Source organism: Allobosea sp. BE125, assembly GCF_031456075.1.
Lineage (GTDB): Bacteria > Pseudomonadota > Alphaproteobacteria > Rhizobiales > Beijerinckiaceae > Allobosea.
Genome location: NZ_JAVDTY010000008.1, coordinates 91,962 through 104,355 on the forward strand (window position 1 = coordinate 91,962; position 12,394 = coordinate 104,355).

Consider the following 12,394-nt stretch of genomic DNA (forward strand, 5'->3'; position numbering starts at 1 on the left):
GCGCGGTCGATTAAGCCTTTGTTAGTTCCAAGGAGGCGGACGGCTACTCCATCACCATCGCATGATCCTCAGTGGGAGCCTCCTGCCGCTTCGGGCTGCGCAGCAGGACGACCAGCGGGATCGCAGCCAGGCACAAGAGCATCAGCAGCTTGAAATCGTCGATATAGGCGATGACCGTGGCTTGCTTCGTGACCATTTCGTCGAGCGCGGCGCGGCCGGCGAGCTTCAGCGGATCCCAGGCCTGCTTGATCGCCGGATTCTCGAAGACGCGATTATAGGGAGTGACGTAGTTGGCTATCTCCGCGTGGTTCACCTGCGTGTTGCGGGTCAGGAGATAGGCGACGAAGGAAATGCCGACGCTGGAGCCGATATTGCGCGACAGGTTGTAGAGGCCCGTGCCATCGCCGCGGAACTGCGCCGGCAAGGTCGCGAAGGTCACCGTCGTCAGCGGCACGAAGAGAAGGCCCAGCCCCGCGCCCTGGATGAAGCCCGTGACCATGATCGTGGTCTGCGAGACATCGGGCGTCCAGCCGGACATGTCGTACATCGCCCAGGCGCTGACGCCGAGGCCGGCCGTCAGCAGCAGGCGGATATCGACCTTGCCGATCAGGCGCCCGACGAGGAACATGCAGACCATGGTGCCAAGTCCGCGCGGCCCCATGACGACGCCTGCGGTGACGACCGGATAGCCCATCAGCGTCTGCAGATAGGGCGTCATCAATGCCATCGAGGCGAGATAGGTGATGCCGACGACGAAAATGAAGATCATGCCGACGCTGAAATTCCGGTCGAGGAACAGGCGCGGCTTGATGAACGAGTTCTGCGCCGTGAAGGTGTGAACCACGAGGATGTAGAAAGCGGCGGCGCAGACCGCGGCCTCGACGAGGATCTCGCCGGAATCGAACCAGTCGAGCTGCGCACCGCGATCGAGGAAGATCTGCAGCGAGGCGATGCCGAGGCTGAGCGCCCCAAAGCCGATCCAGTCGAGCTTCGCGGTGACGTTGGTGGCGGTTTCCTTGAGGTAGATCGCAACGCCCGTGAAGGCGAGCGCACCGAGCGGCAGGTTGATGTAGAAGACCCAGCGCCAGGAGATGTTCTCGGTCAGCCAGCCGCCGATCACCGGGCCGAGCACCGGGCCGACCATCACCGAGACGCCAAACAGCGCCATCGCCGAGCCGCGCTCCTCGGGCGTGTAGATGTCGAGCAGGATGCCCTGGGAGATCGGCACCAGCGCCGCGCCGAAGAAGCCCTGCAGCAGGCGGAAGCCGACGATCTGCGACAGCGACTGTGCCGCGCCGCACAGCATCGAGGCCACGACGAAGCCGACGATCGCGGCCGAGAGCACGCGCTTGCGACCGAATCGCGCAGCCAGGAAGCCCGAGGGCGGCGTCATGATCGCGGCCGCGACGATATAGGAGGTCAGGACCCAGTTGATCTGGTCCGCGCTCGCCGAGACGCTGCCCTGGATATAGGGCAGCGCGACATTCGCGATCGTCGTGTCCAGCGCCTGCATGACCACGGAGAGGATCACGCAGGCGGTGATCGCGCCGCGATTGGCGACGCGGACGAACGCCGGCGCGGCGGAATCAGCCATGGCGCGGCTCTGACTTTCCGAATGGCCAAGAACTGCCAAACGCCCCGGAGACAAAGCTCGGCAGGCCGCGCGCATGGCCGGTGTCGATATCGAGCACCACGCTCATGCCGGCGCGCAATTGCGGCTTGTCCGCCGGGGTTTCGATGCGCACGCGCATGGCGATGCGCTGGACGACCTTGACCCAGTTGCCGCTGGTGTTCTGGGCGGGCAGCAGCGAGAAGCTCGCCGCCGAGGCCGGGCTGATGCTGTCGACGACGCCGGTCCAGTCCTGGCCCGGATAGCTATCGACCGCGACCGTCGCCTTCTGCCCCGGGCGCACCCAGGTGAGTTCGGTTTCCTTGGGGCTCGCCTGGATCCAGACATGGTCGGTCGAGACCAGGCTGAAGGCGTTCGTCGCCGCGGCGAGATACTGCCCCTTCTGCAGGGAGGGCACATTCGTCACGATGCCGTCCATCGGCGCCCTGACCACCGTATGCGCCAATTGGCGGGCGGCCTCGCCGCGCGCGGCGACCGCATCCTTGTAGCGGGGGTGGTCGGTTGCAGGCGCTTCAGGATCGCCATTGAGATTGGCGGCGATCCCGGCAAGCTGGGTCTGGAGCAAGGCGAGCTTCTGGACAGCGCCGTCAAGATCATGCTTCGCCTGATCGAAGATCGCCTGCGAGGCATAGGACTTCGTCGCCAGATCCTGCTGGCGCTTGAACGCCACCATATAGAAATCGATATCGATCTTCGCCTGAACGATCTGGCTCTGCACGCCCTTGTAGCTCGCCTGCAGCGCGGCGATGTCGTTCTTGACGATGCCGATCTGCGCATCCGCCCGGTCGAGAGCAAGGCGGAACTGCTGGTCGTCGAGCGTGAACAGGACATCGCCGGCCTTCACGACCTGATTGTCGTGAACCCCGATGTCACTGACGATGCCGGCGACATCGGTCGAGAGGCCGACGATATCGGCCTGAACATAGGCGTTCTCGGTCGACATGACCTGCCCGCCGACAACATAGAAATAACCGCCGACGACGAGCGCGACGGGCAGCAGCGCAAACAGCACCCGCCGCCGGGTGCCGGTCCGTTTCGTGGCACCGACCTTGCTGGCCGGTGCCTCCGCCTGTGGCGTCGCCTCGGCCGAGGGGGCGAGCTTGCTTGCAGCGCGGCGGATCTCGGTCACGTTGCTGGCCGGCGTCGGTTCGTCATTGGCCGGGGATTGGGATTTCATGGCGGCTTCATCCATGGCTGGTCTGCTTTTCCGCACGCGGCGTGCTGCTGCAGGCGGCGGTCAGATTCGATTTCATCGCCCCCAGAAGGGCGAGAAGATGTTCGCGCTCGGCATCCGAGGTGTCGCCGAAGGCTTCCGCCCGGGTCATCTCGCCGATCCCACGCATCTCGGCGAGCTTCGGCGCGGCCTTCTCGGTGAGGAAGAGCCGCCAGATCCGCCGGTCCGTCGCATGCGCGCGACGCTCGACCAGGCCGCAGGCCTCGAGCTTGTCGACGATGCGCCCGAGCGTGATCGGCTCAACCTCCAGCAATTCGGCGAGCCCGCCCTGCTGAATGCCCTCATTATGGGTGAGATAGGCGAGAACCTGCCATTGCGAGCGCGTCAGGCCGAGGCTCTGCGCCCGGCCATGCTGCTCGAAGCGCTTGCGCAGCAAACGCGCCACATCGTGCAGGAGGAAGCCGATTGAAGGAGGCGGATGCCCTGTCGGATCATTAGGCGTGCTGTTCATAGGCATGCTTATAATATTGACGCCTAGGACTTCCAACGGACGCGATGCGTTTTGTCGCAGACCGCAGCGCAGAGCAGCCATGCCGCCAGGGCGACGCGGCGCGCGCCTTCCGTCATGCTCGGGCTTGTCCCGAGCATCCACGTCTTGAACACAGCCTGCGACCCGCGAAGGCGTGAATAGTCGCCACAAAGGCGACCATGACGGGAGGGTGCGTCATTCTCGGACGCAGCGAAGCGAAGATCCGAGAATCTCAGGACCCGATGGCACTGGTTTCAGAGATGCTCGGGTCAAGCCCGAGCATGACAGCGGGACGCCTCGCCTCAGAGCTCATCCTGATAGTCGGTCTTCAGCCCATGCTTGCCCGCCTGCTTCTCCAAGGCGAGTTCGATCAGGCGGCTCAGCAGGTCCCGGTAAGGCAGCCCGGAGGCTTCCATCATCTTGGGATACATGCTGATCGAGGTGAATCCCGGCAAGGTGTTGATTTCATTGAAGTAGAAATCGCCGCCCTGGCGGTCGAGGAAGAAATCCACCCGCGCCAGGCCGCTGCATTCGAGCGCGACGAAGGCGTCATTCGCGAGCTGCCTGACCCGCTCCATCTGCGCAGCGTCGAGCTTGGCCGGCAGGTCGACGGTCGCGCCGTCCTGATCGAGGTATTTGGCCTCGTAGGAATAGAATTCATGCTTGGGATTGGCGTTGATCTCGCTCGCCACGCTCACGAACAGCGGCTCGCCCTCAAGCACCGCCACCTCGATCTCGCGGACATCGATGCCCTGCTCGACCAGGACCTTGACGTCATAGAGGAAGGCGTCGCGCAGCGCCGCATCCAGCGCGTCCCACTGCTTCACCTTATGCACGCCGACGCTCGAGCCCATATTGCAGGGTTTGACGAAGACAGGCAGCGTCAGCTTCTCGCGCACGGCCTGAGTCCAGCGAGCCGGGTCGCGCTCATAGTCGCGCTTCGCCAGCGCCAGATAGGGCAGCACCGGCAGCCCTGCAAACAGCGCCAGGCGCTTGGCGATGTCCTTGTCCATACCGATCGCCGAACTCAAGACGCCGGAACCGACATAGGCGACGCCAGCGAGCTCGAGGACGCCCTGCACCGCGCCATCCTCGTAGAGCGGACCGTGCATTACCGGGAAGACCACATCGATTGGCCGCGGCGACGTCGCCGAACCGATCACCGGCAGGAGCGCGGCGCGCCCGTCGGCCTGGGGCGAGAGCCGCATTTCCGGAGCATCGCCAAAGATGGGCAGCGCCCGCCCCTTCGCCTCCTCGATGAGGCGCAGGTCGTTCCACTGCCACTTGCCCTGCTTGTCGATGCTGACCGGGACCACGTCGAAACGGTCCCGGTCGAGATGCTGGATCACCGAGGCCGCCGATTGCAGCGAAACCTCATGTTCCCCGGATTTGCCCCCATAGAGGACCGCGACTCGGATTTTCTCTTTCATGACCAGGGTTCTAGCTTGTCGGGTCGCGCCTGCAAATCCGGTCGCGCCAAGAGAGCCCCCCTCAGCCACGCTCGGAGCTGCTCAGGTCGCGCGGCACCCCCATCGAGATCCGGTGGGAACAGTGATGGCGAACTCATCGAGAGCCAGGTGACGTTGGTGAGCGACAGAACCAATGTCGCGCTCTCGCGCTTCAGCCGAAGCCAAATAGTCAACCTCGCAGCATCCAGCGCTCAACTTACCGGAATGAGTAAAATATCCATGGACGGCAGCATTATTTGTAGTTCACTGCAATTTTTGTAGAGAGATTCTCTGTAGAGTATTTCAACAAATATTATTTAAATTGACTTTCAAATATTTCTACCGGAACAAAACACTGTCGCGAACGGCGGCACGGGGGAAGGCTCTAAAACCATGACTGCATTCTTATTTTCTTCTGATGGTCGCATCGGACGAGGGAAATTCTGGTCCGCGATATTGTATTATATCGGCGCGTCAATATTCGTCGGATTGCTGCTGTTTGTCCTATGGCAGATAATTCCGGGAGAAGTCAGCGCGGAAGGCAGCTACAATGTCACCGGCGCCAAGTCTGTGCCCTACCTCATCCTTGTCTTCGGCTATATCATTTTCTGCATTTGGTCCGGCATCTGCGTTGGCGTGAAACGCTACCACGATCGCAACAAATCCGGCTGGTGGTTGCTCATTCAATTTGTCCCGCTGATCGGCGCCGCCTGGTACTTCATCGAGGCCGGATGCCTGCGCGGTACTGCAGGATCAAACCGGTTTGGTCCTGATCCTCTGGGCGCGCCTGCAATCGCGGCTTGACCGTCAGCCTCGACCGAGGCGGCGACCTCAGGAGCAGCCGCCGCTCGATGACCGAGCGGCGGCTTTTTCATTCAGCGCAGAGAAGGCCGCAGCGCAGAGAAGGCCGCAGCGCGGAGAAGGCTTTAGCGCGGAGGAGACCGGGATTTCGCGCCGGCAGGCTCCGCGACGATGCGCAAGCGACGCCAACCGCGTCCTTACCCCCGCTTGGGGCTGTCCAGGCCGCGCTGCACTGCCGGCCGCGCCAGGCCGCGCTCGAGCCAGAGCGGCACCTGCTTCAGGCTGGCGTAATCGACGATCTCGCCCGCGCCGTAGAAACCGATCAGGTTGCGCACCCAGCCGAGCAGGGCGATGTCGGCAATGCTGTAGTCCTTGCCCATGATCCAGTCGCGCCCGGTGAGCCTGGTCTCCAGCACGCCGAGCAGGCGCTTGCTCTCATGGGCGTAGCGGTCGCGCGGGCGCTTATCCTCATAGTCCTTGCCGGCGAATTTGTGGAAGAAGCCGAGCTGGCCGAACATCGGCCCCACCGCCGCCATCTGGAAGAAGACCCATTGCAGGGTCTCGTAGCGCAGGCCTGCATCACTCGGGATGAGCTTGCCGGTCTTCTCGGCGAGGTAGACCAGGATCGCGCCCGATTCCCACAAGCCGAAGGGCTTTCCGCCCGGCCCATTGGGATCGATGATCGCCGGGATCTTGCCATTGGGGTTCAGCGACAGGAATTCCGGTCCCCAGGTCTCGTTCTTGCCGATATCGATCAGATGCGGCTCATAGGGCAGTTCGAGTTCCTCCAGCGCGATCGAGACCTTCACGCCATTGGGCGTCGGCAATGAATAGAGCTGGATGCGGTCGGGATGCTGGGCCGGCCAGCGCTTGGTGATCGGGAAGGAGGAGAGATCGGTCATGGCACTGGCCTCATCGAAGGAGCGACACCGCAGCGAAGCGGCGCTGTTTCGCGGAAGCTAGAGGCCGGCGTGCGCCGCGCATAGAGGCGTGGCTGCAAACGCGGCCATGCAGCCAAGGGGGCTTGAACAAGCGGGTGTGAGGCGGCCATGCGCCGAGCTCGGGACCACCCCATGGCGCACGCCCTTGCAGCGAAGGCCGCCGTGCCGGCATAGCAGCGCCACCCTTGCAGAGGCGCGCGACGTACGGCCTCCCCCGGAAAGCACACCCCGTGAACCAGGCCGTTCCGCCGCCTCAACTCGCCGCTGCCACGCGCCTCGCCGCGCCTGCCGGCCGGACGCCCTGGCTCGGCATCGCCTGCGGCCTGACGACCAGCCTGATCTGGGGCATCCAGGCCGTGGTCTCGCGCCAATCGGTCGCCGACGGGCTGACTGCGGCCGATGTCACGATCCTGCGCTTTGCGACCGCCGCGCTCCTGCTGCTGCCTTTCGCGCTGCGGCGGATGCGGCCGTTTCCGATCGGGCGGATCGGCTGGCGCCGCGCCCTGGTGCTCACAGCACTCGCCGGTGCGCCCTATTCGCTGGTGCTCATCGCCGGCGCCTCCTTCGCGCCTGCGCTGCATTCCGCAACCATCACACCGGGATTGATCCCGGTCTTCACCGCCATCCTCGCCTATATCCTGGCGGGCGAACGGCCGGGCCGGATGAGGCTAGCGGGGCTCGCGCTGGTGCTGGCGGGTGTCGGCGCTTTCTCCTGGCAGGCGCTTTCTTGGCAGGCGCTTTCCTCGCAGCCCCTTGGACATGCCCCCGCCCATGACAGCGCCTGGATCGGCGACCTGCTCTTCGTGCTCACCGCAATGATGTGGACATTGTTCGGGCTGCTGGCGAAACGCTGGGGCGCGGATGCGATCGACGTCACCATCGCGACCTGCCTGCTCTCGCTGCTGTTCCTGCCCGTCGTCGCCCTGGCGCTGCCGATCCGGCTCGGCGAGGTCGCCTGGGGAGCGCTCGCCCTGCAGGCCTTCTACCAGGGCGCACTGGTCGGCGTCGGGGCGCTGTTTCTCTACACGCGGACGGTGGCGCTGCTGGGAGCGGCGCGCGCGACCCTGTTCCTGCCGTTGAACCCGGCGATCACGGCGCTCACTGGGGCGGTTCTGCTCGGCGAATGGCCCTCGAGGGCGGAGATCATCGGCATGTTGCTGGTCATCACCGGCATGACCGTGGCGCTGCGTTCACGCGGCACTGCCTGAAGCCTCACCCCCCGCCTGACGCTTCAGCCCTTATGGTCCTTGGCGATCGGCTCGACATAAGCGAGCCCCATATCCCAGGGGAAATAGATCCAGGTGTCCTGGCTGACCTCGGTGATGAAGGTATCGACCGTCGGCACGCCAGCGGGCTTGGCGTAGACCGTGGCGAAATGGGCGTTGGGCAGCATCTCGCGCACGACGCGGGCGGTCTTGCCGGTATCGGTCAAATCGTCGACGACGAGCACCCCCTTGCCCTGGCCGTCGCCGATCGCCTTGATCGAGGGCGCGACGTCCTTCAGCACCTTGAGCTCGGACTGGTTCTTGTAGTCGTGATAGCTCGCGACGCAGACCGTCTCGATCAGGCGCAAGCCGAGCTCCCGGCAGATGATCGCGGCCGGCACGAGCCCGCCGCGCGTGATGCAGACGATGGCTTCGAAGGGCCCCTTTTCGGCCAATCGCCAGGCGAGCGCGCGCGCATCGCGGTGGAACTGGTCCCAGGATACGGGAAAGGCCTTGTTGGAGGTCGGTTCGGCCATGGCGCGGGCTCCGGGCTTCATGTGGCGCATCTGGCGCCATTCTCATCGCAAACCCTATCCCCGCCGCGCTGACAAGAGGCCGCTGCCCGCCATCCCCAGAAGGCGGGCAGCGGATCGTCTTTAAAACTCCGACCAACCCTCGGCGCTGCCCCCGGCTACCGCCAGGCGAGGCCGTGCGCGTGGAGCGGGCATGGAGACATAAGAGGAGATGCGGGCAAGAGCAGGCGCCGGCGCACGGCGCTGGAGCTGCGGCACGGCCTGCCTGATCTCGCCTGAGACCCGTGCCGCGAAACCCGCGCCAGCGTCGAGCGTGAAGGCCGCGACCATCGCGCTGAGCGCCGAGGTGTCCTGCTGGAGATCGCGCGCGACCTTGGCGCTCTGGTCGGCCAGGAGCGCGTTCTGCTGGGTCATCTCGTCCATATGCGCGACGGTGCGCGCCATCTCGTCGATGCCGTTGGCCTGCTCGATGCTGGCCTGCGAGATCTCGCTGACGGTGGTCGAGACTTTCGAGGCGGCCGAGACGATCTCGCGCAGGGTCGTGCCGGCATCCTTGACGAGCTGCACGCCGGTTTGAATCTGCTGCGTCGAATTCGCGATCAGCGATTTGACGCCATTGGCGGATTCGCTGCAGCGCTTGGCGAGCGCGCGCACTTCGGAAGCGACCACGGCGAAGCCCCGGCCGGCATCGCCGGCGCGGGCCGCCTCGACCGCTGCATTGAGCGCGAGCAGATTGGTCTGGAAGGCGATCTCGTCGATCATCGCGATGATCTCGGAAATGCTGGACGAGGCCTTCTCGATCCGCTCCATCGCACCGACGGCCTCAGTGACGATCGCCCCGCCGCGCACCGCAACCTGGGTCGCCTCCTCGCCGAGCGCCACCGCGGCGCGCGAATTACCGGCGCTGTGCTTGACCGAGGCCGCGAGTTCCTCGGTCGTCGCCGCCGTTTCCTGCAGGCTGGAGGCGTTGGCCTCGGTCCGCTCCGCGAGCTGGGCGCTGTCCGAGGAGATGCTGGTCGACGCCGCGTCGATCCGGCCGGAAATCTCGCGGACGGAGGAGACCACCGCCGCCATCGTGTCGATCAGATCGTTCACCCCGATGCAGAGCTGGGCGATCTCACCGCTCTTGCCCTCGAGCGAGACGCGGCCCGTCAGATCCTTGTCCTTGGCGCGGGCGATCACCTCGCCGGTTTCGCGCACCGCCGCCTCGAGCTGCTGGCCCTTGAAGCTCGCCGTGATGTCGGTGGCGAATTTCACCACCTTATAGGGCTGGCCCTTGGCATCCATGATCGGGTTGTAGCTCGCCTGGATCCAGATCTGATTGCCGGCCTTGCCGACGCGGCGGTATTGCGCTGCGTCGTATTCGCCCCGCCCGAGGCGCTCCCAAAACTGGCGATAGGCCGACGTTTCGCGCTCGGCGGGATCGACGAACATGGAATGATGCCGGCCGACCACTTCGGAGAGGGAGTAGCCGAGCACCGCCAGGAAGTTCTCATTGGCATGCAGCACCTTGCCCGTGAGATCGAACTCGATCACGGCCTGGGCCTTGTTGATCGCCTGCTGCTGGCCTTCCAGATCGGCGAGACGGTTCTTCTCCTGGGTGATGTCGGTGGCGAACTTGATCACGCCGACCGGCTTGCCCCCGGCGCCGAGGATCGGGTTGTAGCTCGCCTGGATCCAGACCTCCTTGCCGCCCTTGCCGATGCGCAGATATTGCCCGCGCGAGAACTCGCCGCGGCCGAGATCGAGCCAGAACTGCTTGTAGGCCGGCGTCTCGCGCTCAGCGGGCGAGACGAACATGCTGTGGTGCTGACCCTTGATCTCGGCCAGCGTGTAACCCAGCGTCGCCAGGAAATTCTCGTTGGCGTTCAAAACCTTGCCGGTGAGGTCGAACTCGATCACCGCTTGCGAGCGGTTGATGGCGTCCAGTTGGCCCGCGACACGGCGGTTCGAAAACAGGCTGGAAAGGCGCGACATGGATCCCCCCTTAAGCTGTCCCCCGGACACGCTCGCATGACAGGTTTCGGCGGCGGGATGCCGGCGACAGCCACCAGGAAAGGAGCCGAGAGTTATACAACTTAAGATTGTCACTTTCTAGTTAATACAACCTGTAGATAAATCTTCTCCCCGCCGGGAACCTGTTGATTATGCTCGGAACCTCTACGTCACCTGGACAAGCCGCCCTCGGCTCCGGCCTTCGGCCGGCCCAAGGACAGGCCCCGCAGCGCAGAACCGGGATGAAGGGCGTGGTTCTGAGACTGGACGGCAGGCCCTAGACGGCCAACCTTGCGCGTTCACTGTCGATCATCGCCTGGACGGCCGCCATCGCGACCGCGAGCTTTTCGGGGTCGCGCGAGCGCACGACGATGTTGGTGTCGGGCCCCGCTTCCGAGAAGAACGGGTAGGAGCCGATCGAGACCTCGGGATGCGCCTTCGCCACCTCCGCCAGCGCCGTGCCGATATCGCCCTCGCGCAAGCCGGCGCGCACCGTGTCGGACAGCATCCTGATCCCGGTCCTCAGCGTCGGCGCGACGACATCGAGCATGGCCTGCATGATCGAGGGCACGCCGGCCATGACATAGACATTGCCGATGTTGAAACCCGGCGCCTTGGAGACCGAGTTGGCGATCAAATCCGCGCCGGCCGGAATGCGGGCCATGCGCAGCCTTGCCTCGTTGAGCTGGTCGGGTGGAAAGCGCTCGGACAGCATCGCGATGGCGCGCGGATCATGGTCGATCGAGACACCGAAGGCCGCTGCTACCGAATCGGCGGTGATGTCGTCATGCGTCGGGCCGATGCCGCCGGTGGTGAAGACATAGGAGAAGCGGGCGCGCAGCGCATTCAGCGCCTGGACGATCTCGTCCTGGATATCGGGCACCACGCGCACCTCGCGCAGATCGATGCCGATATTGGTGAGATATTCGGCGATATAGCCGATATTCTTGTCCTTGGTCCGGCCGCTGAGGATCTCATCGCCGATCACCAGGATCGCCGCCGTTACGGGCGTGGTTTCGCTGCTCGACGTCATGGCCGGTGCCTCTGGCTGGGCGGCCGGCAAAGCGCGGACGGCCGTTCTCCCTTACAGCTAGGGCCTCCGGCAAGCGGGCTCAAGCCGTCGCCCGCGCGCCCCTCATGCGCGGCAGGGCGACCTCAAGCGGTGTCGCGCTCGAAGACGAGGTTCAGCCGCGTCTGCGCCAGCATGCGATAGCCGCGCTGCGTCAACAGTCCGACCAGGTCCATCTGCCAGCGCTCGCGCGAATCCTCGATGATGATGAAGCTGGGCCAGAGCGCTTCCGGCGCGTCGCGCAGGAAGGGTTCGAGGATCAGATCTTCCGCACCCTCGACATCGAGCTTGACCGCGTCGAGCCGCTCATAGCCCTCGCTCTGGAGCAGAGCGAGCAGCGTCGTCGCCGGCACCTTGACGGTGGCGCCCGTGCTGGAGCGCAGGATGCGCACGCTCGACTCGCCCTTATTGGCCGGGTCGAGGAACAGCGTCAGCTCGCCTGGCTTGTCGGCGAGTGCGCAGGCGATCGCCTTGACCGTGCCGAACGGGTTCTGCGCGATGTTGAAGGCGAGCCGAGCGAACACATCGGGCTGCGGCTCGACCGCGAGAATCCGGGCGCCCGGCCCCGCCTTCGCCGCGACGAACAGGGAGTAAGCCCCGATATTCGCGCCGATATCGATGAAGCGGAAACCCTCGCGAATACGGCCTGCGAGCAGATCGCGCTCGCGCTGGTCGAAATATTGCGGCGTGAACAGCACGCGCTTCTCGCAGACATTGCCGTCCGGATAGAGCCGCATCTTCGCGCCGAGCGATTCGATGTCGACCGGAGCGCCGGCGAGCGAGCGCAATCCCAGGCGGCGCAGCGCATAGGCGATCTTGCGGCCGAGGAAGCTGTCGGGAGCAGCTCGCGTCCAGCTGATGATGCGCGAGAGAACGCCGCGGGGGGCGAAGGCGCCGAAAGGCTTCGCCTCGGCTTGTGTCTGATCGGTGATGGCCATGGGGCGGCGTGATACACCCCATGTCGCTGGTGCGCCAGCCGGAACAGCTTTTGCTTCCACCCACCTTCCGCCGGTCGGTCTGGCATCTCGCCCTGCCACTCCACACCCGGCGCTTCAATCACGGAGCCTGT

Annotated in this window: 11 protein-coding genes; 2 read left to right on the forward strand and 9 right to left on the reverse strand. The window is 64.9% G+C overall.

Annotated elements, in window-relative coordinates:
• Positions 1-43: 43 nt before the first annotated feature.
• The 4 genes from J2Y55_RS18465 to J2Y55_RS18480 all read right to left on the reverse strand — a co-directional run bounded on the left by J2Y55_RS18465 (position 44) and on the right by J2Y55_RS18480 (position 4,763).
• Complete coding sequence (locus J2Y55_RS18465; protein ID WP_310156527.1) at positions 44-1,594, reverse strand: DHA2 family efflux MFS transporter permease subunit; 1,551 nt, start codon at positions 1,592-1,594, stop codon at positions 44-46.
• Entirely contained in the window at positions 1,587-2,807 is a 1,221-nt protein-coding gene (locus J2Y55_RS18470) for an HlyD family secretion protein (protein ID WP_310156530.1), read from the reverse strand. The genes J2Y55_RS18465 and J2Y55_RS18470 overlap by 8 nt, the downstream gene beginning before the upstream one ends.
• 7 nt (positions 2,808-2,814) lie before the next feature.
• Positions 2,815-3,315, reverse strand: a complete 501-nt coding sequence (locus J2Y55_RS18475; RefSeq protein ID WP_310156532.1) for a MarR family winged helix-turn-helix transcriptional regulator — start codon at positions 3,313-3,315, stop codon at positions 2,815-2,817.
• Positions 3,316-3,635: 320 nt separating this feature from the next.
• Positions 3,636-4,763 carry a D-alanine--D-alanine ligase family protein gene (locus tag J2Y55_RS18480; RefSeq protein ID WP_310156534.1) on the reverse strand — a complete coding sequence of 376 codons (1,128 nt, stop codon included), beginning with the start codon at positions 4,761-4,763 and terminating at the stop codon, positions 3,636-3,638.
• 411 nt (positions 4,764-5,174) lie between these two features.
• Between J2Y55_RS18480 and J2Y55_RS18485 the strand changes: the two genes are divergently transcribed.
• Positions 5,175-5,585, forward strand: coding sequence for a DUF805 domain-containing protein (locus tag J2Y55_RS18485; protein WP_310156536.1), 411 nt, complete (start codon positions 5,175-5,177; stop codon positions 5,583-5,585).
• Positions 5,586-5,779: 194 nt separating this feature from the next.
• Here J2Y55_RS18485 and J2Y55_RS18490 read toward each other — a convergent pair whose 3' ends face one another.
• A complete protein-coding gene (locus tag J2Y55_RS18490; protein ID WP_310156539.1) occupies positions 5,780-6,484 on the reverse strand; it encodes a glutathione S-transferase N-terminal domain-containing protein in 705 nt (234 codons plus the stop codon).
• A gap of 269 nt (positions 6,485-6,753) precedes the next feature.
• Between J2Y55_RS18490 and J2Y55_RS18495 the strand changes: the two genes are divergently transcribed.
• The gene (locus J2Y55_RS18495; protein ID WP_310156541.1) at positions 6,754-7,731 is read left to right on the forward strand and encodes a DMT family transporter; all 978 of its coding nucleotides are present in this window, start codon (positions 6,754-6,756) and stop codon (positions 7,729-7,731) included.
• Between the two features lie 23 nt (positions 7,732-7,754).
• Here the strand turns inward: J2Y55_RS18495 and gpt are convergent, their stop codons facing one another.
• The 4 genes from gpt to J2Y55_RS18515 form a co-directional block, all read right to left on the reverse strand.
• Complete coding sequence (gene gpt / locus J2Y55_RS18500) at positions 7,755-8,264, reverse strand: xanthine phosphoribosyltransferase (RefSeq protein WP_310156913.1); 510 nt, start codon at positions 8,262-8,264, stop codon at positions 7,755-7,757.
• Between the two features lie 120 nt (positions 8,265-8,384).
• Complete coding sequence (locus J2Y55_RS18505; protein ID WP_310156543.1) at positions 8,385-10,238, reverse strand: methyl-accepting chemotaxis protein; 1,854 nt, start codon at positions 10,236-10,238, stop codon at positions 8,385-8,387.
• Positions 10,239-10,533: 295 nt separating this feature from the next.
• Positions 10,534-11,289, reverse strand: a complete 756-nt coding sequence (locus tag J2Y55_RS18510) for a competence/damage-inducible protein A (RefSeq protein ID WP_310156545.1) — start codon at positions 11,287-11,289, stop codon at positions 10,534-10,536.
• Between the two features lie 122 nt (positions 11,290-11,411).
• On the reverse strand, positions 11,412-12,263 hold the full coding sequence (locus tag J2Y55_RS18515) for an FkbM family methyltransferase (protein WP_310156547.1): 852 nt from the start codon (positions 12,261-12,263) through the stop codon (positions 11,412-11,414).
• Between the last annotated feature and the right edge of the window lie 131 nt (positions 12,264-12,394).